The organism is Glutamicibacter sp. Je.9.36, from assembly GCF_051129975.1.
GTDB lineage: Bacteria > Actinomycetota > Actinomycetes > Actinomycetales > Micrococcaceae > Glutamicibacter.
Map to the genome: position 1 here is coordinate 95107 of NZ_JBCPSN010000005.1, position 24020 is coordinate 119126.

At 62.6% G+C, this 24020-nt stretch carries 23 protein-coding genes; 10 read left to right on the forward strand and 13 right to left on the reverse strand.

Annotation, left to right across the window (positions count from 1 at the left end):
• Positions 1 to 131 precede the first annotated feature (131 nt).
• Both AAZQ98_RS13190 and AAZQ98_RS13195 read right to left on the reverse strand, forming a co-directional pair.
• Positions 132 to 719: a GNAT family N-acetyltransferase gene (locus AAZQ98_RS13190; protein WP_434692877.1), complete on the reverse strand. Its 588-nt coding sequence runs from the start codon at positions 717 to 719 to the stop codon at positions 132 to 134.
• Between the two features lie 349 nt (positions 720 to 1068).
• Positions 1069 to 2400 carry an NtaA/DmoA family FMN-dependent monooxygenase gene (locus tag AAZQ98_RS13195; RefSeq protein WP_434692880.1) on the reverse strand — a complete coding sequence of 444 codons (1332 nt, stop codon included), beginning with the start codon at positions 2398 to 2400 and terminating at the stop codon, positions 1069 to 1071.
• Between the two features lie 177 nt (positions 2401 to 2577).
• Here AAZQ98_RS13195 and AAZQ98_RS13200 point away from each other — a divergent pair, with 177 nt between their 5' ends.
• From AAZQ98_RS13200 to AAZQ98_RS13220, 5 genes are all read left to right on the forward strand, one after another.
• Positions 2578 to 2937: a MerR family transcriptional regulator gene (locus AAZQ98_RS13200; protein ID WP_434692882.1), complete on the forward strand. Its 360-nt coding sequence runs from the start codon at positions 2578 to 2580 to the stop codon at positions 2935 to 2937.
• A gap of 645 nt (positions 2938 to 3582) precedes the next feature.
• Entirely contained in the window at positions 3583 to 4158 is a 576-nt protein-coding gene (locus AAZQ98_RS13205; RefSeq protein ID WP_434692884.1) for a TetR/AcrR family transcriptional regulator, read from the forward strand.
• Positions 4155 to 4757: a GNAT family N-acetyltransferase gene (locus AAZQ98_RS13210; RefSeq protein WP_332594886.1), complete on the forward strand. Its 603-nt coding sequence runs from the start codon at positions 4155 to 4157 to the stop codon at positions 4755 to 4757. The genes AAZQ98_RS13205 and AAZQ98_RS13210 overlap by 4 nt, the downstream gene beginning before the upstream one ends.
• Positions 4758 to 4984: 227 nt before the next feature.
• Positions 4985 to 5230, forward strand: coding sequence for a hypothetical protein (locus AAZQ98_RS13215; protein ID WP_096146702.1), 246 nt, complete (start codon positions 4985 to 4987; stop codon positions 5228 to 5230).
• Positions 5227 to 6216 carry a Clp protease N-terminal domain-containing protein gene (locus tag AAZQ98_RS13220; protein ID WP_434692888.1) on the forward strand — a complete coding sequence of 330 codons (990 nt, stop codon included), beginning with the start codon at positions 5227 to 5229 and terminating at the stop codon, positions 6214 to 6216. The genes AAZQ98_RS13215 and AAZQ98_RS13220 overlap by 4 nt, the downstream gene beginning before the upstream one ends.
• 102 nt (positions 6217 to 6318) lie before the next feature.
• Here the strand turns inward: AAZQ98_RS13220 and ychF are convergent, their stop codons facing one another.
• From ychF to AAZQ98_RS13235, 3 genes are all read right to left on the reverse strand, one after another.
• Positions 6319 to 7404, reverse strand: coding sequence for a redox-regulated ATPase YchF (gene ychF, locus AAZQ98_RS13225; RefSeq protein ID WP_105657583.1), 1086 nt, complete (start codon positions 7402 to 7404; stop codon positions 6319 to 6321).
• Between the two features lie 72 nt (positions 7405 to 7476).
• Positions 7477 to 8568, reverse strand: a complete 1092-nt coding sequence (locus AAZQ98_RS13230) for a 4-hydroxy-3-methylbut-2-enyl diphosphate reductase (RefSeq protein WP_105657584.1) — start codon at positions 8566 to 8568, stop codon at positions 7477 to 7479.
• Positions 8569 to 8668: 100 nt separating this feature from the next.
• Positions 8669 to 9811: an SH3 domain-containing protein gene (locus tag AAZQ98_RS13235; protein ID WP_434692890.1), complete on the reverse strand. Its 1143-nt coding sequence runs from the start codon at positions 9809 to 9811 to the stop codon at positions 8669 to 8671.
• A gap of 327 nt (positions 9812 to 10138) precedes the next feature.
• Between AAZQ98_RS13235 and xseA the strand changes: the two genes are divergently transcribed.
• Both xseA and AAZQ98_RS13245 read left to right on the forward strand, forming a co-directional pair.
• Positions 10139 to 11401 carry an exodeoxyribonuclease VII large subunit gene (gene xseA, locus AAZQ98_RS13240; protein WP_105657586.1) on the forward strand — a complete coding sequence of 421 codons (1263 nt, stop codon included), beginning with the start codon at positions 10139 to 10141 and terminating at the stop codon, positions 11399 to 11401.
• Positions 11402 to 11429: 28 nt separating this feature from the next.
• On the forward strand, positions 11430 to 11660 hold the full coding sequence (locus AAZQ98_RS13245) for an exodeoxyribonuclease VII small subunit (RefSeq protein WP_434692892.1): 231 nt from the start codon (positions 11430 to 11432) through the stop codon (positions 11658 to 11660).
• Positions 11661 to 11677: 17 nt separating this feature from the next.
• Here AAZQ98_RS13245 and AAZQ98_RS13250 read toward each other — a convergent pair whose 3' ends face one another.
• From AAZQ98_RS13250 to AAZQ98_RS13265, 4 genes are all read right to left on the reverse strand, one after another.
• The gene (locus tag AAZQ98_RS13250; RefSeq protein ID WP_105657588.1) at positions 11678 to 12541 is read right to left on the reverse strand and encodes a PPK2 family polyphosphate kinase; all 864 of its coding nucleotides are present in this window, start codon (positions 12539 to 12541) and stop codon (positions 11678 to 11680) included.
• A gap of 303 nt (positions 12542 to 12844) precedes the next feature.
• Positions 12845 to 14065 carry a pyridoxal phosphate-dependent aminotransferase gene (locus AAZQ98_RS13255; protein ID WP_434692894.1) on the reverse strand — a complete coding sequence of 407 codons (1221 nt, stop codon included), beginning with the start codon at positions 14063 to 14065 and terminating at the stop codon, positions 12845 to 12847.
• 92 nt (positions 14066 to 14157) lie between these two features.
• On the reverse strand, positions 14158 to 15063 hold the full coding sequence (locus tag AAZQ98_RS13260) for a glycine betaine ABC transporter substrate-binding protein (RefSeq protein WP_434692897.1): 906 nt from the start codon (positions 15061 to 15063) through the stop codon (positions 14158 to 14160).
• A 40-nt stretch (positions 15064 to 15103) separates the two neighbouring features.
• Positions 15104 to 15574, reverse strand: coding sequence for an NUDIX hydrolase (locus tag AAZQ98_RS13265; RefSeq protein ID WP_402470595.1), 471 nt, complete (start codon positions 15572 to 15574; stop codon positions 15104 to 15106).
• 112 nt (positions 15575 to 15686) lie between these two features.
• On the opposite strand from AAZQ98_RS13265, the gene AAZQ98_RS13270 reads away from it, so the two are divergent.
• Positions 15687 to 16193, forward strand: a complete 507-nt coding sequence (locus AAZQ98_RS13270) for an Lrp/AsnC family transcriptional regulator (protein ID WP_105657592.1) — start codon at positions 15687 to 15689, stop codon at positions 16191 to 16193.
• A 68-nt stretch (positions 16194 to 16261) separates the two neighbouring features.
• Here AAZQ98_RS13270 and AAZQ98_RS13275 read toward each other — a convergent pair whose 3' ends face one another.
• Together AAZQ98_RS13275 and AAZQ98_RS13280 are read right to left on the reverse strand one after the other, a co-directional pair.
• Positions 16262 to 17095, reverse strand: a complete 834-nt coding sequence (locus tag AAZQ98_RS13275; protein ID WP_434692901.1) for a hypothetical protein — start codon at positions 17093 to 17095, stop codon at positions 16262 to 16264.
• Positions 17096 to 17275: 180 nt separating this feature from the next.
• On the reverse strand, positions 17276 to 17896 hold the full coding sequence (locus tag AAZQ98_RS13280) for a GNAT family N-acetyltransferase (RefSeq protein ID WP_434692904.1): 621 nt from the start codon (positions 17894 to 17896) through the stop codon (positions 17276 to 17278).
• Between the two features lie 85 nt (positions 17897 to 17981).
• Here AAZQ98_RS13280 and AAZQ98_RS13285 point away from each other — a divergent pair, with 85 nt between their 5' ends.
• Both AAZQ98_RS13285 and AAZQ98_RS13290 read left to right on the forward strand, forming a co-directional pair.
• Positions 17982 to 18596, forward strand: a complete 615-nt coding sequence (locus AAZQ98_RS13285) for a 5-formyltetrahydrofolate cyclo-ligase (RefSeq protein ID WP_434692907.1) — start codon at positions 17982 to 17984, stop codon at positions 18594 to 18596.
• Positions 18597 to 18657: 61 nt separating this feature from the next.
• Positions 18658 to 19368, forward strand: a complete 711-nt coding sequence (locus AAZQ98_RS13290; protein ID WP_434692910.1) for an RcpC/CpaB family pilus assembly protein — start codon at positions 18658 to 18660, stop codon at positions 19366 to 19368.
• A 4-nt stretch (positions 19369 to 19372) separates the two neighbouring features.
• Here the strand turns inward: AAZQ98_RS13290 and AAZQ98_RS13295 are convergent, their stop codons facing one another.
• Positions 19373 to 19690 (reverse strand): hypothetical protein, encoded by a 318-nt coding sequence (locus AAZQ98_RS13295; RefSeq protein ID WP_434692912.1) that lies wholly within the window; start codon positions 19688 to 19690, stop codon positions 19373 to 19375.
• Positions 19690 to 23913, reverse strand: a complete 4224-nt coding sequence (locus tag AAZQ98_RS13300; protein WP_434692913.1) for a DUF4011 domain-containing protein — start codon at positions 23911 to 23913, stop codon at positions 19690 to 19692. Before AAZQ98_RS13300 ends, AAZQ98_RS13295 begins: the two co-directional genes overlap by 1 nt.
• Positions 23914 to 24020: the final 107 nt, after the last annotated feature.

A 24020-nucleotide genomic window follows, 5' to 3' on the forward strand; every position in this document is an offset into this window, starting at 1 on the left:
ACTTCCCTAGCGCTCGGTCCTTTTTCTTCCAAGGGTATGTTGAGCTGTGGGGATAGACAACATCGACCGTGAAAAATAGCCCGGGCTATCGCCAAGCCCGGTCATATCCTGCGCAGGATACCGCTTGGGCGTCACCACGCCCGCCCGCGAAGGTCGACTTCACCTTCTGGCCAGGAAGCAAGCTGGGACTCGATGGGCAAAATGAGCAGGGGTTGGCCCGGCGGGTCGTAAATTGCTTGTCCTCCACGGCTAATCGAACGCTCGGCAGCGGAAATCCGAGTCCATCCGCACGAGCTGTAGAAAGCGGCCACCTCCTCGCGGCAACCGAGATAGCCGAACGCAATACCGCCGGCATCAACCATCGATGAAGCCACGAGATTCATCAGGATCCCGCCTAGGCCGCGGCCCCGCGCGCGCTCGGAAACCAGAACTCCACCCACACCTGCAACGACAAGGTCGCGGCCTCCCACACCGATCGTGCGTCGCGCCCACCCGACATGGCCGACAACCTCGCCTTTGCACCGGGCCATGATGTGGAAATCATGCGGGGCATAGCCATATGGCAGATCCGGATCCCAGATGCCGGCATCCCGCAGGTACTCGGCATCGAACAGTCTGCGAAGCTCCGCGGCATCTTGCTCTGCCAGTTCTGCGTGCGCAACAATCTCCAGCGCAGTTTCAAGTATCGTGGCTTCGCTCGAATCGTCTGCTCGCGTCAACGACAGGCCTCCTTTTGGATTCCGGTAACTGCTTCAAGTATCAGGAGCATACGTGGGATATGGATTACTGTCTCCTGCCATATTTCCCTTGCCAGTATCCCGCACCTTCCGAGCTTCCGGGATGGCTGAGTCCAACGAAAAAGAGCCGGACCCGCACCAACGTGCGGATCCTGCCCTCTGTCTGGCGCAGCTCATCCAGTAATCAGCGTGGAACGCGACTATGCATTATCCCTGGACTCCACGAGGTTCCGGCACAGGCCAGCCTCTGCTCTCGCGACCTGCAATCAGACGAGCGGTGCGACCAGCGGCACCAGCACGAGCGAGTTCGCAGGCATCCGATCAGGCGTGATCACTTCAGCCATTCGCCGAGTCCGTACTGGCCGGGGACGCCGAGGTTCTCGCGCAAAGTGGTTCCCACGTAGTCCTCGGGATAGAGTCCGCGTTCGCGCAGGATCGGCACGACCTCGTCGACGAACGCGTCAACGCCGTCCTCATAGACGTCGGGCGACAGCCAGAAGCCGTCGGCAGCACCGGCCTCGAACCATTCCTGCAGGTGATCGGCGTGCACCGTTCCCGGCCCCACGGTCACGGGATGGTAGTCGATCACGCCGTGCGCGAGGATGTCGCGCGGCGACCACCCCTCGCGCGCCACCTTGAGCGCGATCCCGGAGCGCGGGTCCTGCGGCGAGGCGTGAGCGCTGGCCAGCTGTTCGGGCGTGAGCGGCTTGTCGATGCGCTCGGACAGGATCGGCACACCGATCATCGCGCTGAGGTGCGGCAGGCGCGCCTCCATGACCTCGCCTGACATCGACAGGCGCCGGTCGAGCCCTTCGCGCACCGTTGGGGACACTGTGGTCATGATGCCGACGATGAACTTCACGTCGTCGGGGTTGCGGCCAGCTTCCTCGGCGGCCCGGCGCAGCGCCCTGCGCGCAGCGCGAGCCTCGTCGATCGTCCACACCTCCGTGATGAAGCCGCTCGCATAGCGCCCCGCCAGCTCGAGCAGATGCGGGCTCGGTCCTCCCGAGGTGAAGACGACGGGCTGCCCCTGCTCCGACGGCGGCAACGCGAGCGGCCCGCGGGATGCGACGTACTCGCCGCTGAGGTTGATCGGCTGCAGCTTCGCGGGGTCGATGAAGCGGCCCGATTCCTGGTCCTTGATCCAGGCATCCATCTCCCAGCTGCCCCAAAGCGACTGCACGATCTGGATCGATTCATGGGCGCGCTGGTATCGCTCGGCCCGGTCCGCGACGGGCTTGCCGTAGTTCGACGCGACGAGCTGGTCGCTCGTCGTGACGGCGTTCCAGCCGGCGCGGCCACGGCTCATGATGTCCAGCGTCTTGAACTGCCGGGCCGTGTTGAACGGTTCCTGGAACGTTGTGGACCCCGTGAGCACGAAACCGATGTTGCTCGTCGCTTGCGAGATCGCGGCCGCCTCCATGAGCGGATCCATGATGTTGCTGACGGTCGAATGCTCGAGGCTGCCCCGCACGGCCGGGAAGTCGGGCGTGAATACGAACGAGAAGCCACCGCGCTCGGCGGCTTGGGCGTAGCGAATGTTCGCCTCGACCTTCGAGTAGTTTCCGGGGTCTACGTGCGGTGCGCGCCAGGCACCGGGCAGGGTGCCGTAGCCGTCAGTCAGCGCCAAGCCGAGAATCATCTTGCGTTGTTCCATGTTCATGGAACCATCATCGAACACTGACATCCATGTAAAGGTCAAATTACCTTGCCTGCAGGCCCGCGGACTCTGGCACCATGGCCGATTGCGCGCAGCCTGCGGGCGGATTCGATGAGAGCTGCCGTGGCCGGGAGGCGGTTCCGACCCGTATCCTTGACATGGATGTGAAGGAGAACTGGAATGCGGATCGGCGAGCTGGCCAATCGAACTGGGGTTCCCACGCGCATGCTCCGGTACTACGAGGAGCAGGGACTCATCACGCCGCTGCGGCTGGAGAACGGGTACCGCGACTACGACGAGTATCTCGTGGAGCGCGTGCTGAAGATCCGCAGGCTGCTCGACTCAGGGGTCCCCACCCGGATCATCCGCGACATGCTGCCGTGCCTGAACGACATTGGCAGCACGATCGTTGCCGATCCCGATCCTGAACTGCGCGCGATGCTCGTCGATCAGCGCGACAAGCTGGCCGAGCGCATCGTCCTGCTCCAGCAGAACCGCGACGCGCTGACGCGATACATCGACGCGATGGATCGCGCCTGACTTCCGCACGCGCAAGGCACCGGAGAAATCCTGTGCACTGCGGAGCTTGACCGGCAGGGCAGCTCCTTGCACGCCGCGGGCAGTGGCCGCAGGGAGCCCAGGCCGATACTTGAGTGCCCATGAACTCAACAGGTCCCTAATCGCGCTTCGGGGCTCCACCCAAGTAAGAGCTCTAGAGCGCACGGCGGAGTCCGACCGGACTGCCTCGCGGATCCGTCTCTGGGACCGTCGGTTAAATCGCCGCAACGCGGGGGCCTGGTCCTTCAGCCTGCTTGCGGCGTTGCCCCATAAGGGAAAAGGCCCATGTACCTTGAACGGCATCGCTAATGTGGAGGAGCTTTCCTTCCGGCGCCACTTCGTGATGAATCAAGGGCACGAGGCAAAAAATCGCCCCCGGCTCCAAAAGAAATCGAGGGCGATTGAGACATGAGAATTGCACGTTGAAGCGGAACTCCACCGAGTTCCGGCACTACCAACCGCTGGGTGCCGAACCGGTGCCACGAATCAATCCACCGACCACCTGGCACCTCGCGGGCACCAGCCCAGGTCGAGCACAGAGTTGTGCCGTCTGCGATCGAAGCATAAAATGAACAGAACTTCATTGAAAGGATCTTCGTGCCGCGGACGACGGAACAGAATGAAGCGTTGCGTTCAGCCACACGCGCTACTGTGGAGACGGCCGCCGTCCGGGTCTTCGCGCACCGTGGTTTCGCGGCCACGAACATGCGTCAGATCGCCGTCGAGGCGGGGATCAGCACTGGGTCGATCTACCGGCACTATGCGAGCAAGGAAGAACTGTTCGATGAACTAATCGATCAGGCCTCACGCGGGCTCGAGGCTGTCGCCGTTCAGCTCTCGACCGAAGGGGATCCGCTCTCCATGATCCGATCCTTCACCGAGGTATACGTGGCAGACCTCGCAGCGAACAACGGCGCGGCCGAGTTCTACATGGTGATCAACCAGGGCTTCTCGACGGACACTCCTGAGGGGACTGCGGCGCGACTGGCCGCAACGCAGGGGACGCTCTGGCGGGCCTTCGCCTTGCTCATCGGTCGAGGCCAGGCCGCAGGCCAAATCACCGCGGGAGACCCAACCCGAATGACTTCTCACTACTTCGCCATGCTTGCCGGTATAACGACGATGCACGTTGCTCTTCGGGAGGGATTTGCGGAGCCCGATGTCGAGCTGATCCTACGAATGTTCACAGGAGGACCCCGATGAAGATCGAAGTCGCGCGCGCAGACGAACTGGGTGAGGGGTATCGGCACAGGATCGCTGAAGTTCTCACGCAAGGGTTCGCCGAGGATTTCGCGTTCTTCTCCAAGGACCCCAGTGTGCTTGCCGACGCGTTCGCCCCGATGCTCATCCTGGAGCGCTTCCACGTCGCGCTCGTCGACGGCGAGCCCGCCGCGGTCGCGGTCGTCACCGAAGGCGAGCAGGAGTGCTTCGAGCCGGATCGGCGCGAGCTCCAGCGCGTGCTCGGTCCAATACACGGCATGATCAGCTATCGGATCATCCGCAGTCAATTCATGGGGGCCTATGGCGGTGCCCGCACCGGTCTGACGGAGATTGCGTTCGTCACGACAGCGCCGCAGCATCAGGGCAAAGGCGTAGCCACTGCGCTGATGCGCCGACTCCTGGAACTGCCCTCCGACGAGTTCGTGCTGCGCGACATCAAGGACACCAACACCCCCGCCCTCGGGCTGTACGCCAAGCTCGGCTTCACCGAAACACAGCGGCGACGCATCAAGTTCGCGAAGCGAGCGGGGTTCTCCGCGTATGTCTCCATGGGGCTCAACCGCGCTCAGGCTGATGCTTGAAGAGCGTCCGGGCTCGACAGGCCCGGAAGCGCGCTTCTGGGCTGTCCTCAAGTCCGCACTCTAGTTCGAAAATCTAAACTCCACCACGTCGCCGTCCTTACCAACCTCTCAGTACCCGGCGAATCCCCGAAGCGTCGACCCTCTCCTGGCCCAGCGAACACCAAACTCGCCGAGCAATTAGGCAACCCAGGTTGACATCCGGCCACTTAGCAACATAGGTTGACGACATGGAGTCTCCGCGGATCGCAGCAGTAGCAGCCGATACCAGCGACCCGAAAGCAGGATTGCGGGCCGTAGCGTCCTTGCGCGTGCTCGCTGACACCTTGGAACTCCGGCAGGTCGAGGCCGCGTTGCGTTCGGGCATGAGTTGGCAGGAGATCGCCGACGCGCTCGGAGTGACGCGACAAGCTGCCCACAAGAAGCACTCCAAAAGAATTGACCCCGCGATCTCGACACCCAGGAGGAACAGATGAACAAACTCGTCCGCGCCGCTCAGACCAGCCAATCGCTTTCCCTGGCCGCCATGGAGGAAGCATCCCGGCTCGGGCTCCGCGAAGCCGACATCGACCACCTGTTCCTCGCATTGGTCATCAACGACCAGTCTGCCGGCCGCGCACTGCGCGAGCTGGGTATCGACATTGACAGCGCCCGTCTCGCCGTCGAGGACCAACGTGATGCACAGCTGACTTCACTCGGCATCGAGGCGTCGTTCCCCGAGGCCGGGCGCATCGTGTTCCATGAGACGGATGGGTACGAGTGGACTCGTCGCGCTCGGGACCTCATCGCGAAATCCAGCAGCAAAGGCAAGTCGGGCGACGCTGCCGCCGTTCTCCGGGAACTCGTCGCAGAGCCCAGCGGCCTGATCACGGATATCCTCGGCCGCCTTGGCACGACATCCGATGCGCTCATCGAACGCCTCGATCGGGCCGTCTCGCCCTCCATGAAGTCCATGCCCCTCGCAGCGAAAGTGAAGGGACGGACCACGGGAACGATTGAGACTTTCGTATCCGCACCACTGGACGAAGTGTGGGCGTACCTCACAGATCCCGCACGTATCCCCGAGTGGGAACCGAGCATCGGCACCCTCGACCAGACCGGTCAAGAAGCGACGCCGGGTACGGTCTGGGAGGGCACGGCACCCGCAATCTATCCAGACGGCAAACCTGTGAAGATCAAGCCTCAGTTTCGTCGACGCAGTGTTGAGCTCATCGCAATTCACCAACCGGACAGGATCGCATGGAGCTTTGGCTATCCCGACGTCGCGCAGGGTAATTCGATTCTGGCTGAATTCACCTTGGCGAACGCGACCGGTGGCACACAGCTGCGGATCAGCAGGTCCTGGTCGCGACGCCAAGGATGGCGAGGACTTGTCGCATGGCCGCTGCGTCCAGTCCAGAAGTTCCTGGTGTGGATCACCCTGTTCCAGACCGGCAGCGCGATCAGCCGAACATTTCGGTAGTCCCAGGCACGGCGACTCGCCTGCTGGTCGCACATAGATCAAGTGCCCGGATCTCCACAGGGAGATCCGGGCACTCGAGCGGGACATTGAAGCGGAACGCGACTACACGTTGAAGCGGAACTCCACGACGTCGCCGTCCTTCATGATGTATTCCTTGCCTTCGATGCGGGCCTTGCCCGCAGACTTGGCATTAGCCACCGAACCAGCGGCAACGAGGTCTTCGAAGCCGATGACCTCGGCCTTGATGAAGCCGCGCTGGAAGTCGGTGTGGATGACACCGGCTGCCTCAGGCGCGGTGGCGCCCTTGGCGATGGTCCATGCGCGGGTTTCCTTCGGGCCAGCGGTCAGGTAGGTCTGCAGGCCCAGGGTGTCGAAGCCGACGCGGGCCAGCTTGCCCAGGCCGGACTCGACGATGCCGGCATCTTCCATCATTTCGGCCGCTTCGTCTTCTTCCAGTTCAGCCAGTTCGGATTCGAACTGGGCATCCAGGAAGATCGCCTCGGCAGGGGCAACCAGCTCGGAGAGCTTGGCCTGCATCTCGGTATCGGCCAGGCCAGCCTCATCGGTGTTGAACACGTAGATGAATGGCTTGGTGGTCATCAGCTGCATCGGCGCGAGCTCTTCAAGGTCCACGCCCTTGGTCTTCGCGGCGGCGAACAAGGTGATGCCTTCTTCGAGCACCTTCTGCGCGTTGAGCACTGCGTCCAGGAACGACTTCTCGATCTTCTTGGTGCGCAGTTCCTTTTCCAGGCGAGGCAGCTGGTTCTCGATGGTCTGCAGGTCCGCGAGGATCAGCTCGGTAGCGATGGTCTCGATATCCGAGGCCGGGTCCACCTTGCCGTTCACATGGATCACGTCGTCATTCACGAATGCGCGGGTGACCTGGCAGATCGCATCAGCTTCGCGGATGGTCGCCAGGAACTTATTGCCCAGGCCTTCGCCTTCCGAAGCGCCCTTGACGATGCCGGCGATATCCACGAAGGAGACGGTCGCAGGCAGGATGCGCTCGGAATTGAAGATTCCGGCGAGCACCTTCAGCCGCGAGTCAGGCAACGGCACGACACCCACATTGGGTTCGATGGTTGCGAACGGGTAGTTGGCTGCCAGCACCTGGGCACGGGTCAGCGCGTTGAACATGGTGGACTTGCCGACGTTTGGCAGTCCGACGATTCCGATAGTAAGAGCCACGGGAGGAAATTCTACCTTTTACTAGTGATGAGCGCGCAATGTTGTACTGGCGCTTGAATTCTTATGGAGAAATCAGGCCTGCGGGCGGGCGTGTCCGCCCAGGGCACGTTCCTCGTCCCCGGCTTCCTTGAGCTTTCCGCGGATTTCCTTGGGCAGCGAGAAGATGATGTCTTCCTGCGCGGTGGTAACCTCGGAAACGTCGGTGAAGCCGTACTCTGCCAGCAGCGCCACGACTTCGCGGACCAGCACCTCTGGCACCGAGGCACCGGAGGTCACGCCGACGGTGGAGACGCCCTCGAACCAGGCCTCGTCCACTTCGTTGGCGAAGTCCACGCGGTAGGAAGCCTTTGCCCCGTGGTCCAGTGCCACCTCGACCAGGCGCACCGAGTTCGAGGAGTTCGCCGAACCGACCACGATCACCAGATCCGACTGCGGCGCAATGTTCTTGATCGCGGCCTGGCGGTTGGTGGTTGCGTAGCAGATGTCATCGCTGGGTGGATCCTGCAGGTTCGGGAAGCGCTCGCGCAGCCGGCGCACGGTTTCCATGGTCTCGTCCACGCTCAGGGTGGTCTGCGAGAGCCAGATCAGCTTGTCCGGGTTCTTCACCTGGACGGTGTCGGCTTCCTCGGGGTTGTTCACGATGGTGGTGACCTCCGGGGCTTCGCCGTAGGTTCCCTCGACCTCTTCATGGCCTTCGTGGCCGATCAGCAGGATCTCGTAGTCGTTCTTGGCGAAGCGCACGGCTTCGCGGTGCACCTTCGTGACCAGCGGGCAGGTGGCATCGATGGTCTGCAGGTTGCGGTCCGCCGCGGACTGCACCACAGCCGGGGAGACGCCGTGGGCGGAGAAGACCACCAGGGCGCCCTCGGGCACTTCCTCGTTCTCCTCGACGAAAATCGCTCCGCGGGATTCCAGCTCGGAGACCACGTGCAGGTTGTGCACGATCTGCTTGCGCACGTACACCGGCGGGCCGTAGTGCTCCAGCGCCTTTTCAACGGCAACCACTGCCCGGTCCACGCCTGCGCAGTAGCCGCGAGGAGCGGCCAGCAGGACCTTGCGCTCGGTGACCGTTGGGGAGGCAGCTGCAATCTCGGCCGGGGTGCGGCGCACCCGCGGGATCCGAGGCATTGACAGCGAGACCGTAGTGGAAGTGGAAGTAGCCATACCTCTAGTCTACGAAGTGCATGCAAGTTAGCCCATGCTCATATGATGCGCGCCACCCTCCGGGGACTGTGAGATCTGCCTCCGAAGGGTGCTTGCCGGTTCAGCAGGGCAGCGAACTGGGCAGCAGCACCGGGGTGCGCACCACCGCGCCGGTGCCATCGGACCCGCGGTAGGCCCGGCACACGCCCACCGAGCGGGCGCCGAGGTTCGCCTTGATCTGGCGCAGCGCATCGGGCGAGAAGCCGTACCACTGCATGTGCATCAGCACGGTGTCCCCGGGCACCGCGGCCGAGGCCCGCGAGATGGTGATCGACTTGGATTTCACGTCCCAGTCGCGGGTGTCGCGGGACCAGGTCCAGATGGCCATCCCGCGGCTGTCGTAGCCGCAACGCACCGAACCGTCGATGGCTCCAAAAGGCGGGCGCCCGAAATTCGTGTGCACTCCGGAGCCGCCCAGTTGCGCACCGGCCTGCTGGCAGGACAGCGGGCGCAGATCCGGGTGGCTGATCGAATGGTTGATCACCCATTGGCCCTTGGCCCGGGCCAGCGCGGCCAGGTCCACGCCGTAGCGCGACTTGAACGAGCCGAGGCAATCGCCAGTGGGAGCGATCACCAGGCCGATGTTGCTGCTGGCGGCGTAATCCATCACCGAGGTGAAGGCGCTCAGCGTGCGCGGGCAGTCATCGAAGGTGAGCACCACCCTCGATGTCCGGTTGGGACCGGTGGACTGCGGGGCGGAGGGCGGCTTCGGATAGGTGGTCACGTAGCTGCCGCTGACCCAGCCGGTGTACCCTCCGTAACTGGCCTTGTACCATCCGTTGGAGGCGCGGGCGTACGCGGGCACCGTCTTCCCTTTCGGGATGCTCAGCAGGACCCGGTAGCTGGTGGATGTGCCGGTGCGCAGATTCAGGTCATCGAGCGTGCGCACCGAAGCGGCGACCACGTAGTAGCCGCTGACGTACCCGGTGTACCCGTTGTAGCTGACCTTGTACCAGCCGTTGGAGGCACGCCCGGATACAGGAACCGAGGTCCCCGTGGGTATCTGCACCAGGATCCGGTAACTGGTCGAGGCGCCGGTGCGCATATTCAGATCCGCCGTGGTGCGCACCCGGACCGGCAAGTCGATGGATATGGCACTGGCAACGTCCACCGTTGCGGCCGGCACTGCCGCAGCCGCCAGCACGGGCATCGAGGCCGCGGCGGAGAGCGGAATGGAACCGGCCAGCAAGCTGAGCGCTGCCACCCAAGTCCACCCAGAACGCGCAATATTCTTATTCCCCAATGCCCCACGCATGGCCCTGCATCCTTCTGAAGTGCTTCCCCAATGCTCAATAGTGTCCACCCGCACATTGCCCCTCGCAATGCCCGCAGGCAGGCTTGTCCCAATCGTTGGAAAACCCCGTTTCCCCGGGTCTTGCGGGGCCAATCGGGTATGAAAATCGCCCATTGCGATACCTGCGCTCCACCTGCCGCGGCCTAGCCCCAGCCCCCGGGGATCCGGCCAGCCGTCGGTGCCATGCGGTAGTCTCACAGATGCATCAGAGATTCGACTTTCCAAGGAGCGGCACCGATGGATCCCCAAGCCCCCGCCAGTTTGCCGGCGACCGCCGGGCAGACCACCGCGGACAATCCTTGGCCGCTGCGGCTGCTCTCGGAAAAGCTGAAAATCCATATCGAGAACTCTCCGGTGGTTTGGGTTGAAGGCCAATTGCTGGAAGCCAATGTGCGCAACGGCCACGCCTACCTCACCCTGCGCGATGTCGATGCGGACTTCTCTTTCTCGGTGACCATTTGGGCCTCGACGATGCGCAAACTGGATGCCACCCCGCAGGTGGGCTCCCGCGTGGTGGCCCAGGTGAAACCGAGCTTCTACGCGAAAACCGGCCGGCTTTCCTTGAATGCCACGGACCTGCGACCGGTAGGCTTGGGCGAGCTGCTGGTGCGCCTGGAACGATTGCGCCAGGCGCTGGGAGCAGAAGGCCTCTTCTCCCCTGAGCACAAGCGCCCGCTGCCTGTTCTTCCCCACCGCATCGGCCTGATTACCGGGCGTGATTCGGATGCGGAGAAGGACGTGCTGCGCAATGCCAGCCTGCGCTGGCCATCCGTGCAATTCAAGGTCATCAATACCGCCGTGCAGGGAATGGATGCCGCCAACCAGGTCATCGCAGCCCTGCAGCAGCTGGATGCGGACCCGGACATCGATGTCATCGTCATCGCCCGTGGCGGCGGAGCCCTGGAAGACCTCTTGCCCTTCTCCAATGAGGATCTGGTGCGTGCGGTCTTCGCAGCCCAGACGCCGGTGGTTTCGGCCATCGGCCACGAAGCGGACCGCCCGATCCTGGATGATGTGGCCGATCTTCGCGCGTCGACCCCCACCGATGCAGCCAAGCGCATTGTCCCGGATCTGCAAGAAGAATTCGCCGGCTTGGAAATCGCCCGCAATCGCTTGGACCGTTCCATCAACAATCTTCTCCAGCGCGAAGCCCAGCTGCTGGCCTCGGTGCGCGAACGCCCGGTGCTGGCCAACCCGCAGGTGATGGTCACCTCCCGTGCCGAAGACCTGGAGCGCTGGAAGCAGCGCTCGACGGATCTGCTGCGCCACCGCGTGATGCGCGCCAACGACGAGATCAACCATCTGAAGAACCAGATGCGTGCCCTGTCCCCGCAGCAGACCCTGGACCGCGGCTATTCGGTCACCCAGCTGGAGGACGGAAGCATCGTGCGCGAGGCAGCCCAGGCGCCAGCAGACAGCAAGGTGCTCATCCGGGTGGCTTCCGGGCAGCTGGTTGCACGAACCCTTGAATCCCTCCCTGCCGGCGACAACGCAAGCTAATCACCACGAATACCAATTTGGAGTAATCATGACTGCACAAATCCCTGAAGACATTGCCAAGCTTTCCTACGAGCAGGCTCGCGAAGAACTGCTGGCCGTGGTCAACCAGCTCGAGACCGGCGGAGTTGCGCTGGAAGCCTCGCTGGCGTTGTGGGAGCGTGGCGAAGCACTGGCAGCCCACTGCGAGAACTGGCTCAACGGTGTCTCTCAGCGTCTGGAGCAGGCCCGCGCCAAGCACGAGCAGGCCGCCGGCGAATAGCCTGTCCTCACCCGGACCTACTTCGCGGCCGCCAGCCGGGCCTTCTCCTGCTCCACATCGAAGGTGGCAACGGGCCAGTCCGGAGCGACACGCTCCAGGGTAGCCAGCAGCAGCTCAGCGACGCACAAGCGGGCCTTCCACTTCTGGTCAGCGGGAACGATATGCCATGGTGCGCCCTGGTTATCGGTGCGGTTAATCGCCACCTCGTAGGCGGACTGGAAGTCATCCCACAGCAGGCGATCATCGACATCGCCCGGCGAATACTTCCAATGCTTGTCGGCACGCTCCAGGCGTGCCGAGAGGCGCTCGAATTGTTCTTCTCGGCTGATATGCAGCATCACCTTGATCGGGTGGATGCCCTGCTCGATCAGCTGCTTCTCGAAGTCGACTATTTTCCCGTAGCGGGACTCGACCGCATCCGGGGTGGCGAAGCCCTTCACTTTGGCGACCAGAACGTCTTCATAGTGGGAACGGTCAAAGACTCCCACTAGTCCCCCGGCGGGCAATTGCCTGGTGATGCGCCAGAGGAAGTCATGGGCTGCTTCTTCCTCGGTTGGCGCCTTGAAGGCATGGTGCTTGACGCCCTGCGGATCCAGCATGCCAAGGACGTGGCGAACAGTCCCTCCCTTGCCGGACGTATCCATTCCCTGCAAAATGAGCAGGACTGCTGGGCCTTGTCCGCCAGCTACCGAGGCGGCGAAGAGCCTCTCTTGCAGATCCGAGAGCAGTTCAGCCAGCTGCACCATGCGCTTCTCGGCGGCCTTCTTATCCTGCGGGGCGTCCCCGGGCCACCAATCAGCATCCTTGGTTGCGCGCTCTGAAAGCTTCACGCCCGGTTCTGCACGTAGTGCTTCTAACAGGTTGGCAGGGTAGGCGCTCATCATTAAGTCCTCACGCGTGTGTCGAAGTGATGCGATTCGTTGTTGCCAGCCTACTTCCACTGCGGGCGCCGTGAGAAGCGGTATTCGTCAACGGCGAAGCACCCATCACGGCTCGATGCTCAGGATCGCTGAGCCCCGCGAAAACGCAATTCTTCGGCTGCAGGACACCAAATTCTCCGATCGCAGTCGCTGGCAGGCGATATCCCTGAAGTTCCGGGGACCGCATTCCCCGATAGCCGCCTTAACGCACAACCGGCCCAGAATCACGTGGGTGATTCTGGGCCGGTTCCGCATCCGGGCAGCCTATGCGCGAGCGCGCCAGTCCTCCAAGAACTGTCCGATGCGTCCAACCGCATCAGTCAGGTCGCGCACGTTGGGCAAGGTGACCAAACGGAAGTGGTCCGGACGGATCCAGTTGAAGGCAGTGCCCTGGGAGATCAGGATCTTCTGCGCCTTGAGCAGCTCAAGGGCGAAGGTCTCATCGTTGTGGATCGGGTAGACCTCGGGATCCAGCTTCGGGAACATGTAGAGCGCGCCCTTGGCCTTCTGGACGCTCACGCCAGGAATCGCGTTGAGCAGGTTGTAGGCCGCATCGCGCTGTTCAAGCAGGCGTCCGCCAGGCAGGATCAAGTCATTGATCGACTGGTAGCCGCCCAAGGCGGTCTGGATTGCGTGCTGCGCCGGCACATTGGCGCACAGGCGCATGTTGGTCAGCAGGTTGATGCCCTCGATGTAGTCGCCGGCCTGGTGCTTGGGACCGGAAATAGCCATCCACCCAGCACGGAAGCCGCACACGCGGTAGGCCTTGGACAGGCCGGAGAAGGTCAGTATCAGCACGTCATCTGCCAACGAAGCGGTGTTGATGTGCACGGCGTCTTCGTAGAGGATCTTTTCGTAGATCTCGTCCGAGAACACAATCAGGTTGTGCTTGCGCGCCAGCTCGAGGATTCCCTCCAGGGTTTCCTTGGGGTACACCGCACCGGTCGGGTTATTGGGGTTGATGATCACGATGCCCTTGGTGCGATCGGTGATCTTCGCTTCCATGTCCTGAAGATCAGGAAGCCAGCCCTCTTCCTCGGTATTCAGGTAATGCACCGGGGTGCCGCCGGCCAGTGAAACCGAAGCGGTCCACAGCGGGTAGTCAGGGGCGGGAATCAGGATCTCGTCGCCGTTATTCAGCAGCGCATTCAACGAGAGGGTGATCAGCTCGGAGACACCGTTGCCCAGGTAGACGTCATCCACGCCGATGGTCTGGATGCCACGGGTCTGGTAGTACTGCGAGACGGCGGTACGTGCCGAGAGAATGCCGCGGGAGTCCGAGTATCCTTGGGCGTTAGGCAGGTTGCGAATCATGTCAACGAGCACCGCGTCGGGCGCCTCGAAGCCGAACGGCGCGGGATTGCCGATATTCAGCTTCAGGATGCGGTGTCCTTCGGACTCCATGCGCGTGGCGTGCTCAAGCAGCGGGCCGCGGATGTCGTAGAGGACGTTGTGCAGTTTCGTTGATTGTTTGAATTCTGCCATGGTTACACTTTCTCACGTCAGGTGCGATCGACACACCTTGTTACTCGACCGCTATGGTCAGCGGTCGAAATCCTGGGAGAGCTGGCTGGGGCCTACTCTTCGATGATCCATTCCCAACGGGTGGCCGCTTGCTCTGGGCTCAGTCCGTCGGCCTGGCTGACCATCCGGTTCAGGTCCACGAGGGACTGCTGCGAGAATTCGCCGGTGATCTTGTCCAGTTCTGCCCGGGCCTTGTCATTCACGTCGCCGTTGGCCAGCACCATGTACTGCTCGGCGTTGAAGAAGGCGGCGCTTCCCGGAATGCTGTAGAAGCCTTCATCGGAGATGACTGCATCTCCCGACCCGAGCGCCACCGCGCTGTCCACCGAGGCACGCAGCTTGCTGGCCAGTTTCGCCGGCTCCTCAGCCACGACCTTCGGCTTCTCGCAGCCAGCGTCCTCCAATGATGCCTTCAAGGATGCGGCGTTGGCTTCATCGCTAATGATCGTCAGATCTGTGCAAGCCGCAATCAGGGTTTCCACCGAATCGACCTTGTGCAAGGTTGCCTGGGCCTGGCTCATGACCAAGACCTTTCCCGCATCAGCTGGGCTGAGTTCCAAGGCAGAAAGCTGCCCCCCAGCGTCATTGATGGCGCTGCGCAGGTTCTTGGATTCCTCGACGCTCAGCAATTGATCTTCACCGGTGATAGCCGCCGGGTCAGCAACCAGGGGCAGGGCCTTGGCCGCTTGGTCCACCGCCAAATCGGCTTTTCCGTCGACCACCTGCTGGTAAGGATCAGCACTGGGCTTGTTCAGCGACACCTTGTAGCCTTCGGCTTTCAGCGCATTGGCATAGACATGGGCCAAGGCCTGGTCCGCAGGCTGGGAACCGGCAGCAATCTGCAAGGTGATGGCCTTGCTTGGCTCGGCCGTCGGCGTTGCCTCTTCGGTGCAAGCAGACAGGGTTAGCAGCAGGGTTGCGCTGAGTGCGCCAACGGTGATGGTATTTCGCAAGTTCATGTCCCTATTGATTCTAGGGCAGGCCAGCGGCGATCCGCCGCTACTTGCCGGGTGCGGTCAGTCGCAAGATGCTCTCAACGCGTTCAATGCAGTTCAGCTTGGCGATCTCCTCGCGGGTAAACCAGGCGGCCTGGCTGGTAGAACCGTTGACTTCATGGCGCAGTTCTCCACCGGTCAGTTTGGCCCGATAGGTGACCGCCACCGTTTGCATGGCATGGCCTTCGCCCGAGTAGCGCTTGGAACCGGGAATAACTCCCGTGCTGACATCCAGGAGCGCCAGCTCGCCCACCGCGTAGCCGGTCTCTTCATAGACTTCACGGCGCGCGCCTTCTTCGATAGGCTCCCCCAAGTCGATGCCGCCGCCGGGAAGGGACCAGCGCGGGGTGAAGCGTGGATCGCGATGACGCATATCCCAGAGCGTAAGCAGTACCTTTCCTTCGTGTTCCACCAAGCAATAGGCCGCCAGCCTGGTATCAAAGGATTCACCGGTGTGCTCAGAACGACGTGTCATATCCCCAATATATCCGTTTGTTCACCGATTATTTACTCGTACGCGGACGGCATACACCGATTTTTCTGCCAAAGATCCCACTGATATCTCGCGAATATGATGAAATATTCTTATGGCCCAGCAATCAGAGCTTTCATCAAACGTCGATCTGGACGAAATCGATCGAATCATCATCGACGAATTGGTCGCTAATGCACGTATCTCCAATGCGACCCTCGCACAGCGTGCGGGCATCGCTCCATCCACCGCACTGCTGCGCACCCGTTCGCTGGTCGAGCGCGGCATCCTCACCGGCTACCACGCCGAGGTATCGCTGGGCGCTGTAGGCCGTACCGTGCAGGCACTGATCTCGGTCAAGCTGCGCGCCCACGACCGCGAGAAGATCGACGCTTTCGTGGCACGCATCCCGCAGCTGCCCGAGGTGCTGTCCATGTTCCATGTTTCCGGCGGCACCGATTACCTGCTGCATATCGCGGTCGGTTCCACCGATGCGCTGCGTGACTGGGTGCTGGACAACCTCGCCACCGACGAGTCGGTGGGCCATACCGAAACCACCTTGGTCTTCGCGCACCACCGCGGCAACCGCGGCCCGCTGCCATTCGATGACATGATCAGCTAGCAGCGCTTAAGCGACTTGTGGCCCGGACCTCGCGAGGTCCGGGCCACAAGTCTTTGTGCTTGGAATGCTTATGCGCGGCGGCGCTGCATGACCGCGTCCAGGTTCAGGCGAGGCTTGGTACCTGCGCCAGCCACGGGTGCGGCTTCCGGTGCGGCAGATGGCGCTGCAACGGTTTCCTTGGCAGCTGGTGCGCTCTCGGTACGCTTGGCAACTACCGAAGCGACCGCTGCGCGCTCTTCGGCCGAAACTTCGGTGGCCAGGCGCTTTGCATCTTCCGATGCCTTCAGGCTGATCTGTTTGCTCGGACGCAGCGGTTCTTCCACCGGCAGTGCTGCCTTGTGGGTCCGTTTGGCACCCTGTTCAGCTGCCAGCTCCGCGGTCTTGGCGATGCGCTCGCTGGCTTCCACGTACGTTGGCTTGGGCACGTGCGTTGGTTCCCAAGTACCTGGCTGCTTTACGCCGCCATAGCCGTGGGCCACTCGCAGCGCTTCGGCGCGCAGCTCTTCAGCGGTAATCGCTGGAGCGCGGCGGGACGAACCCGGGCGAGCGTCGAAGACCTCGTCATCCTCATGCTTGCGCGAGATGACCTGGTTAGCCGCGTCGTCAAAAGCGGGAGTCCGCAGCGCCTGCTGCCGGGTGGCTTCGAGGTGCTCGAGCAGCTTGCGGTTGCGGTCGCGGACAGCCAGCCCGCGCAGGGTGGCGAAGGATGCTACAGCAATCAGCACGAACAGGCCTACGGTGCCGAAGGTCAGAGCAGTGAAAGGAGCCAGGATGAGACCGAAGACGGTCGCGAGGACAGCCAAGGCACCGACGAGCGCGACGGACAACCGGCCATAGCGCACACGAATCTTGAGTTTGGTCGCAGCACTTTCCTGCGAAGCGCTCTGTGACGTGCCAGCCATGTGGGTCCTCCATCACCGATTGGGTCGGTCAAATCCTCGTGGAACTAAATATGGTTCCTTCGAATCAACACTATGCAACCTTGGGTGCGCGCTCATGCACATCCCTTGGCGTGTCTGCATGTTTTCAATGCAGTTCTCTCATATCAGAGCTCGATTGAACGAAATAGCACGAAATCCGCCTCAGTATTCGTAGATGCGTTCGAGCAGCGTCGTTTCCACCTCTTCACGGGTCAACGCAAAGGTGCGGTGATCCCGCCACTGCCCATCGATGTGCAGATAGCCTTTGCGCAGCCCTTCATCGCGGAACCCGAGCTTGTCCACCACCCGCAGGCTGGCCGCGTTCTCCGGACGGATGTTGATTTCCAGGCGGTGCAGCTGCAGCTGCTCGAAGCAATGGTCTATGACCAAGGCGCAGGCTTCGGGCATCAGGCCAAAGCCGGCATGGTTGCGATCCAGCCAGTAGCCGATGGACGCTGTGCGCGCGGCACCATATTGCACCGACGCCACGGAAACCTGGCCGATCAGTGGCGGGCGCCCCTTGTGCAGCTGGGGCAGAGCCAAGGCCCAGGTGAATCCGCTGCCGTCAACTGCTGATTCATCCTTGGCCCTGAGCATCTCGCGAAAAGTCATGGCTTCTGGCGGGCCCAAGGGACTGGTGGGATCCCATGGCTTGAGCCATGTGGAATTGGCGTAGCGCAGATTGATCCACTCGGCTTCGTCACTGGCAGTCAGCTGGCGCAACAACAGCCGTTCCGAGGTCAGATCCGGAACCAAGTGCTTTGCTCGACGAGAGAAGAACATGTGCACATCGTATTACTTCGTCATGCTTGCAGCTGGCAACAGCGCTAGCAGGCAGCGTTTCGTTTCTTGCACGTAAGCTGTAGGCATGAATCCCACCGCTGATCTGAATTCTGGCGCCGGCAAGAAGGCCGCGCGTGCCGCTGTGCGCACTTGGCGCAGGGCACTTGATCCGAGCAAGCGTGAGCAATTCGGCCTGGATCTGGCTCACACGGTGATTGGCTATCTGAGCCAGAGCACCGGAGTCGTCCAGAAGGTCGCGGCCTATTGCTCGGGTCCGGATGAACCGTCCACCGAGGCGCTCTTGGATGCTTTGGCCAAGGAAGGCATTGAAGTCTACCTGCCGGTGTGCGAACCGGAGTATGGGCTGTCGTGGGTTGAGTACTCCCCCGGCATGGAATTCCAGCCAAGTACCTTGGCCCCGGTGATGGAGCCGGTGGGCACGCGGATGGGCACAGAGCTCTTTGACGAGATCAATACGCTGATCATGCCTGCGCTGTCCATCGATTCGAATGGGCTGCGTTTAGGCCAAGGCGGTGGCTACTACGATCGCTTCCTGCCCTTGATCGACGATGCGCCGGTCCGTGTGGCGGCCGTGGTTTATGAGCACGAGTATGTTCCGGCCGGTTCCTTCCAAATCGATGAGCATGACCAGCCCGTGGACTTGGTGTTCACTCCGCAGCAGGTGCATCAGATCATCTGATTTACCCACAGCTCGCGGGCAGCTCGCAGTGGGCCGCTGGACCTGAAGGTTGCATGGGGTTATGAGCTTCTTCTCCAGACCGCATGCCGCCTCCCGGCCCCCGGTGATTCCCAAGCCGAAGTTCCGTCCCGTGCGCAACCGCAATGAGTTGTTGCGCCGCTACCGGAAGCCTTTGGCCATCGCCTGCGCGCTGCTGGCCTTGGCCGGCGTGCTCAATGTGTTTTCCTCCGGGCAATTAGCGCAGCGTGAGGTCGTGGTGGCGCTGAGCGACATTCCTGCCGGGTCCCGCATATCCGCCAACCAGCTGACGGTGCAAACGGTGCGGCTTGCCCCGGAAGATGCCGAAGTCTTTGAAAGCATCGATGCCATCTCGGGGCAACGGGCAGCCGTGGCACTGACTGCCGGAACGGTGCTGCGCAACTATTCCTTGGTGGGGCCACAACTTTTGACCGGTTCGCCGGAAGGCACCGTAGCCGTTCCCTTGCGCTTGAGCGATCCTGCCACCGTGACGCTGCTCCATCCAGGGCAACTGGTGGATATCGTATTGACCACCGGAGATGGCTTTGAAAAGGACATCAGCTCGCAGACCATCGCCAAGGCGGTGCCGGTGCTCTGGGTTCCGGATAATGCCAGCAGCTCCGAATTCGGCATGCTCAGCGGCGCGGCTCCGACCGGTGAAGGAATTGTGGTGGTCGCGGCGGCCAGCAGCCTCTCGGATGATCTGGCCGGGGCAGTATCGCGCGGCAAGGTTTCAGCCGTCTTGGTGAATTAGGAAATCAGCCCCAGTGCGGCGGCTTCTCGCGCTTCATCATTTCAGCCAGGTCTTCCTTGGCGTCGCCCCAATTTCTCGGGTCCTGGTCTTTGGCCAGCAACTCGGACAGCGGATCGGCGGCCGGCTGCTTGGCGCGGGACACCGTCGCCGCAGCAGAAGTCTCGGCGGGCTGGTGGCCGGCTAGTGCCCGGTTCACGGAGTCTGAATGCGGCACTGGCGCGTAGCTGCCGGTGAGTTCAACGCGAGCAGTCAGATGCTGCGGGGGTGCGACAACGCGCGGCCGCTTGCGGTGGCCGCGCGTTGGTTCTTGCTCAGAAGTCATTACTTCTTTGGCTCCGGATCCTCGTTCTTGCTGGTAGCCGGGACAGGGGCTGGAGTCAGTGGCTTATCCGCGCTGTCCTTTGCAGGTGCTTGGGCAGCTTCAGCTTTGGCACCGCTTTCAGCAGCTGGCGCTTCCTGCTTGGTCTCGGCCTTTGGTTCCAGTCGTGCCTTGGCGGACTTGAGCAGATTGGACTTTTCCTTCGGCGTTTCCGCTTCGGTGGTGACTTCACGGGCAGACACCGGCCGAGCGGCGGCCACACCGGTACGGGTCGAAGCCTGGGCTGGGGCCGCAGGCTTTTTCAACCCCAGTGCATGGGCCAGGCGATCGGTGACAGCACCCGGATCGGTGAAGACGTCAATGGTCCACAGCGGAACATAGCGCCAGCCGTGCTTCTCGAAGAATTCCGGGCGCAGTCGGCTGCGTTCACGCACGGTCAGTCCGGCATAGTGCTCGGTGCCGTCGTAGACCACAGCCAATGGGCGGATGCCGCTGTGCGCAGAGTCGTAGGCGTGAGCCGACAGGTCCAGCACACCGCGGTAGTCCTCGGAAACGATGGCACCGCTTTCGCGCAGGCGGCGGGCCAGATCGGAGACCAATGGATCGAAGCGCGGATTGCGCATCGAGCTGACTCCGGAATCCCCTGCCTGCACGCGTCCGAACAGTTCGAAGAACTGTCGGGCACCACGGTAGACGCGGTTCAGGTCCACGTCTTCGGGCAACAGGCTGGACACCAAGGTCATGCGGGTCCGCGATCGGGTCATGGCGGCGACGAACAGCTGTTCGCCGCCCTCGCGGGACAGTGCACCGAATTCGTGCAGGGTCTTGCCGTGCGGAGTACGTCCGTAGCCCCAGGCGAAGATGACCGAGTCCCGGCGCAGGCCGATCAGCCGGTCCATGGTGGTCACCACGAATGGTTCGCGCTTGGAGCGCAGGTGCTCCATCGCGTACTTGTGGTTTGGCAGCTGGACACGGATCGCTTCGGCGATGGCCGAGGCATGGCTGCGGTTCGAGGCAATGACTGCCAGCGATTCGCCCCCGTGGTTCTTGAAGTGGGCGAAGACCAGATCCACCACGCGCGCTACTTCTGCTGCGGTGGTCTGCACGCCGTCTTCGCTGCTGGACAGCGAGCCGGTGGCATCTGGCACGTATTCGCCGCGCAGCAGCGAGGAGTCGCCGGTGAGGTTCACCGCCATTGGCAGGCGCGAGAGCGCCGAATCGTAGTAGGTGGCGGACAGCTGTTCCACCAGGCCTTCGTCGATGCCGCGGTACACGGTGGACAGCGAACCGGTCACCAGGACCTTGTTCAGGGCTTCCAGCGCGGAACGGTCCACGCTCTGCTCGCGAACTCGTGCGGTCGGGTCTACGGAGACCTCGAAGCGCTTCGGACCGCCCAGCATTTCATCGCCAATGGCAATGACCTGGCCGGAGCGGCGGATCGCATCCAGGACTTCACGCAGGGTGAGGTAGTTGGCTTCCAGCAGGATGACCGCATCGAACTTCGTGTCCTCCGGCAGGGCGCTGCCCAGCAGCAGCGGAGCCGAGACGATGACCGGGGTTAGAGAATTGGCCAGCGGTGCTCCAAGATCCAGCAGCCCGGCAATGCTCGGGGTTCCGCCCTTGAGCATCTCGCGCAGCGCGCGGGAACCGGCTCGGTGGTCAGCCAGCGCTGCCTTCCAGTTGCGAGTCAGCGCCCAGCGGATGCGCTGCGGGCCGGCAGCGATGTGCGCGCCGTCAGCCAGACGGTAGTCAGCCTCGATCTTCTCCAGCTTGGAGCCATCATTCATGGCCAGGAAGTCGTCACCGGAGATCATGGCATCCAGCACGGACTGCCACCAGGCAAGCTCCAATTCGCTGTCTACCTGGTCGGCGTCGATCTCGCGTTCGGCGAAGTCGTCAAGCAGGTCGCCCAGCCCGGCTTCGGCCAGCTGCTCGGAGATCAACGTGCGCTCGGGCAGCTCGCCCAGGTCCTCGCGGCGCTCGACCAGCGCTGCAATCACCGAGAGCAGCTCCTTGATGGGCATTTCGCGCAGGCGCGAGCCCAGGGAGGACGGCATCATTTCGGCCAGCTTGTCGATGCGGGCACCGGCGTCGTGGTATCCGGCTTCAACATCCAGCAGGCCGCCTGGGACCTGCGGGTTGCGCTGGCTGGTGGCAATGGCTCGCCAGGCATCGCGCTGGACCGCCACCGCCTGCAAAGCGGACTGCAGGTCAGCTACGTGCATGCCCGGGCGGACGTATTCCTTGGCAATCTTGCGCAGCCGGGAACGGACAATGGAGCCCATCTCCACGCCGTGCTCGCGGCGCCATGCGCTGGTTGCGGTAGCGGCGATCAAATCATCGATGTCGCCCTCGAAGATGTCGGCCTCGAACTTGTCCAGCGATCCGCGGACGGCGACCAGCAACTGCAGCTGGTCTCCCCACTTGTCGTAGCTTTCTTCCAGGCGGATCTGCGAACGCTCGGCGATCTGCAGCATGTGCTCATGCAGGATGGGCAGGTCGCGGCCCAGCCCGCTGGCCAGGTTCAAGGCCTTTTCGGTGGCTTCGGTGTTGCGCAGCGGTGCACCATGCCATGGGCTGGTGGTGTGCATCTTGGAGAAAGCGCCAAGCTGTGCTGCGCGCTTGAGCTGCGCGGCAACATGTCCGCGCTGGCCCATGGAGTCCAGCACCGAACGCTTCAGGCGCACGGTGGTGGATGGCGCTGGTTCCAGTGCGGAGAGCCGTGCCAGTTCCTGCATTGCCTGGTATGGCGAGCAACCCCAACGGCTGCGCACCGAGTGCAGCGACTTCACATGCTCGTGCAGTGCGTGGCGGGATTCGCGCAGGCGCTTGAACATGGAGCCCAGCTGCGGCTCGGCAGCGCGTTCGTTGCGCAGAATTGCCTTGGTCATCATCGCGCGCAGCGCTTCTGGATCCTCGTTGGGTTCCAGCAGCATGCTGCCTGCATCCAGGTGCTCGTTGAAGCGGGTCACGAATTCTTCGGCGGCAGAACGCTGTTCCGCAACCACCAGTACGCGCTTGCCCTGGGCGGCCAGCAGCGCGGCTGCGTTCAGCGCGGTCTGGGTAGCACCGGTACCGGCAGCGGCGTTGATGGCCACCGATTCACCGGCAGCGATGTAGTCAAGCATCTTGGACTGGGACTCATCCGCGTCCAGCAAGAACAGTTCATCTTCCGGATCACGGTCATCAGAAGACTTGGCAATGGTGGTGGTTCCGGTGTGGACCTTGCGGGCAGAAGATTCTTCGGAAGCAAGGCTCTGCTTACGCGAGCGCGCGGTTTCCTTGAGAATGTTCTTCACGCGGCTCAGGCGGGAGCCGGCAGCTTCATGGCCCTTGGCATCGGCGGCCTGCGCTTCAGGCTGCTCTTCGTCCTGCTTCTTTTCAGCGGCAGACTCGTCCTTGGCTTCTTCAGGCTTTGAGCCCTCGGTTTTGGCAGCGCCCGGCTTGGAAGCGACCAGGTTGGCCAGCGCTTCGGAGGTCTTGCTGCTTTGGCTGTGCCCAGCCTGCTTTTCCGCGGAGTCGTGACGAATTAGCGCCTCGATGACCGGGTGGGACCCATTGAGCTTGGCCGGGTCAGCTGGGTCCATCAGCTCGGAGAAGGTGGAGAGCAGCAGGCGGTGGCCCACCACTACGCCGGGAACATCGGACATCTGGTGGCGCAGGGCATCCATTCCGCGGACCGGGTCGAAACGGGCGATGGAGTACGCTTCGGCGTCCACCGCGGCGACATCGACCTTGGCGTTGTGGTCGGCTTCGAATTGGCGCACGAAGGCCGGGGATACGGTGGCGCGGCCGACCAGTTGCAGGTCGTAGTCGTCAGCATCAACGTGCTTGGTCAGGGTGATGCGGCCGAGCATGATGGGAGCCGAGACAGGCTCGCTCTTGCCATCGTGGACCGCACGCCAGTTGGCGACACCGGCGGCCAGGTAGCCGACGTCGATGCCGCGTTCTTCCCACAGTTCATTGATCTTGGCCGAGAGCGCACGGGCAGTGCGGCGCGCGGTGGCGTACTGGTCCGCATCGTGCAGCAGCGTGGACAGGCGGGTACGCCGTCCGGCAAGGAACTGGGCCAATCCCGATGGATTGGCATGGGTTATGTCGATGCTATTGGAGGTCGACGGAGCAAATCGCAGGGTGGTATCCGCCCCGGCACTCTGTCCCAGGGATTTCACCCAGGCAGCTACACGCTCGGCGGCAGCATTCTGTCCACTAGTCACGACAGTCATTCCCTTCACTGAACCGACCACATTCGGGCGCACCACAGGTGCAGATACGCCTCTTTCTAACGTAGTGCACGCACCGTGCAGAACCGGTGCGCGAAACACGTTTTAAC

What these genes read in the sequence shown, in the direction of transcription:
- AAZQ98_RS13210 (WP_332594886.1), top strand. Translation starts at nt 4,155, where the DNA reads ATGAAGATCGAAGTCGCGCGCGCAGACGAACTGGGTGAGGGGTATCGG.
- AAZQ98_RS13255 (WP_434692894.1), bottom strand. Translation starts at nt 14,065, where the DNA reads ATGGCAGAATTCAAACAATCAACGAAACTGCACAACGTCCTCTACGAC.
- AAZQ98_RS13220 (WP_434692888.1), top strand. Translation starts at nt 5,227, where the DNA reads ATGAACAAACTCGTCCGCGCCGCTCAGACCAGCCAATCGCTTTCCCTG.
- AAZQ98_RS13260 (WP_434692897.1), bottom strand. Translation starts at nt 15,063, where the DNA reads ATGAACTTGCGAAATACCATCACCGTTGGCGCACTCAGCGCAACCCTG.
- AAZQ98_RS13275 (WP_434692901.1), bottom strand. Translation starts at nt 17,095, where the DNA reads ATGGCTGGCACGTCACAGAGCGCTTCGCAGGAAAGTGCTGCGACCAAA.
- AAZQ98_RS13265 (WP_402470595.1), bottom strand. Translation starts at nt 15,574, where the DNA reads ATGACACGTCGTTCTGAGCACACCGGTGAATCCTTTGATACCAGGCTG.
- AAZQ98_RS13270 (WP_105657592.1), top strand. Translation starts at nt 15,687, where the DNA reads ATGGCCCAGCAATCAGAGCTTTCATCAAACGTCGATCTGGACGAAATC.
- AAZQ98_RS13290 (WP_434692910.1), top strand. Translation starts at nt 18,658, where the DNA reads ATGAGCTTCTTCTCCAGACCGCATGCCGCCTCCCGGCCCCCGGTGATT.
- AAZQ98_RS13215 (WP_096146702.1), top strand. Translation starts at nt 4,985, where the DNA reads ATGGAGTCTCCGCGGATCGCAGCAGTAGCAGCCGATACCAGCGACCCG.
- AAZQ98_RS13195 (WP_434692880.1), bottom strand. Translation starts at nt 2,400, where the DNA reads ATGAACATGGAACAACGCAAGATGATTCTCGGCTTGGCGCTGACTGAC.
- AAZQ98_RS13295 (WP_434692912.1), bottom strand. Translation starts at nt 19,690, where the DNA reads ATGACTTCTGAGCAAGAACCAACGCGCGGCCACCGCAAGCGGCCGCGC.
- AAZQ98_RS13300 (WP_434692913.1), bottom strand. Translation starts at nt 23,913, where the DNA reads ATGACTGTCGTGACTAGTGGACAGAATGCTGCCGCCGAGCGTGTAGCT.
- xseA (WP_105657586.1), top strand. Translation starts at nt 10,139, where the DNA reads ATGGATCCCCAAGCCCCCGCCAGTTTGCCGGCGACCGCCGGGCAGACC.
- AAZQ98_RS13245 (WP_434692892.1), top strand. Translation starts at nt 11,430, where the DNA reads ATGACTGCACAAATCCCTGAAGACATTGCCAAGCTTTCCTACGAGCAG.
- AAZQ98_RS13250 (WP_105657588.1), bottom strand. Translation starts at nt 12,541, where the DNA reads ATGAGCGCCTACCCTGCCAACCTGTTAGAAGCACTACGTGCAGAACCG.
- AAZQ98_RS13280 (WP_434692904.1), bottom strand. Translation starts at nt 17,896, where the DNA reads ATGTTCTTCTCTCGTCGAGCAAAGCACTTGGTTCCGGATCTGACCTCG.
- AAZQ98_RS13200 (WP_434692882.1), top strand. Translation starts at nt 2,578, where the DNA reads ATGCGGATCGGCGAGCTGGCCAATCGAACTGGGGTTCCCACGCGCATG.
- AAZQ98_RS13230 (WP_105657584.1), bottom strand. Translation starts at nt 8,568, where the DNA reads ATGGCTACTTCCACTTCCACTACGGTCTCGCTGTCAATGCCTCGGATC.
- AAZQ98_RS13285 (WP_434692907.1), top strand. Translation starts at nt 17,982, where the DNA reads ATGAATCCCACCGCTGATCTGAATTCTGGCGCCGGCAAGAAGGCCGCG.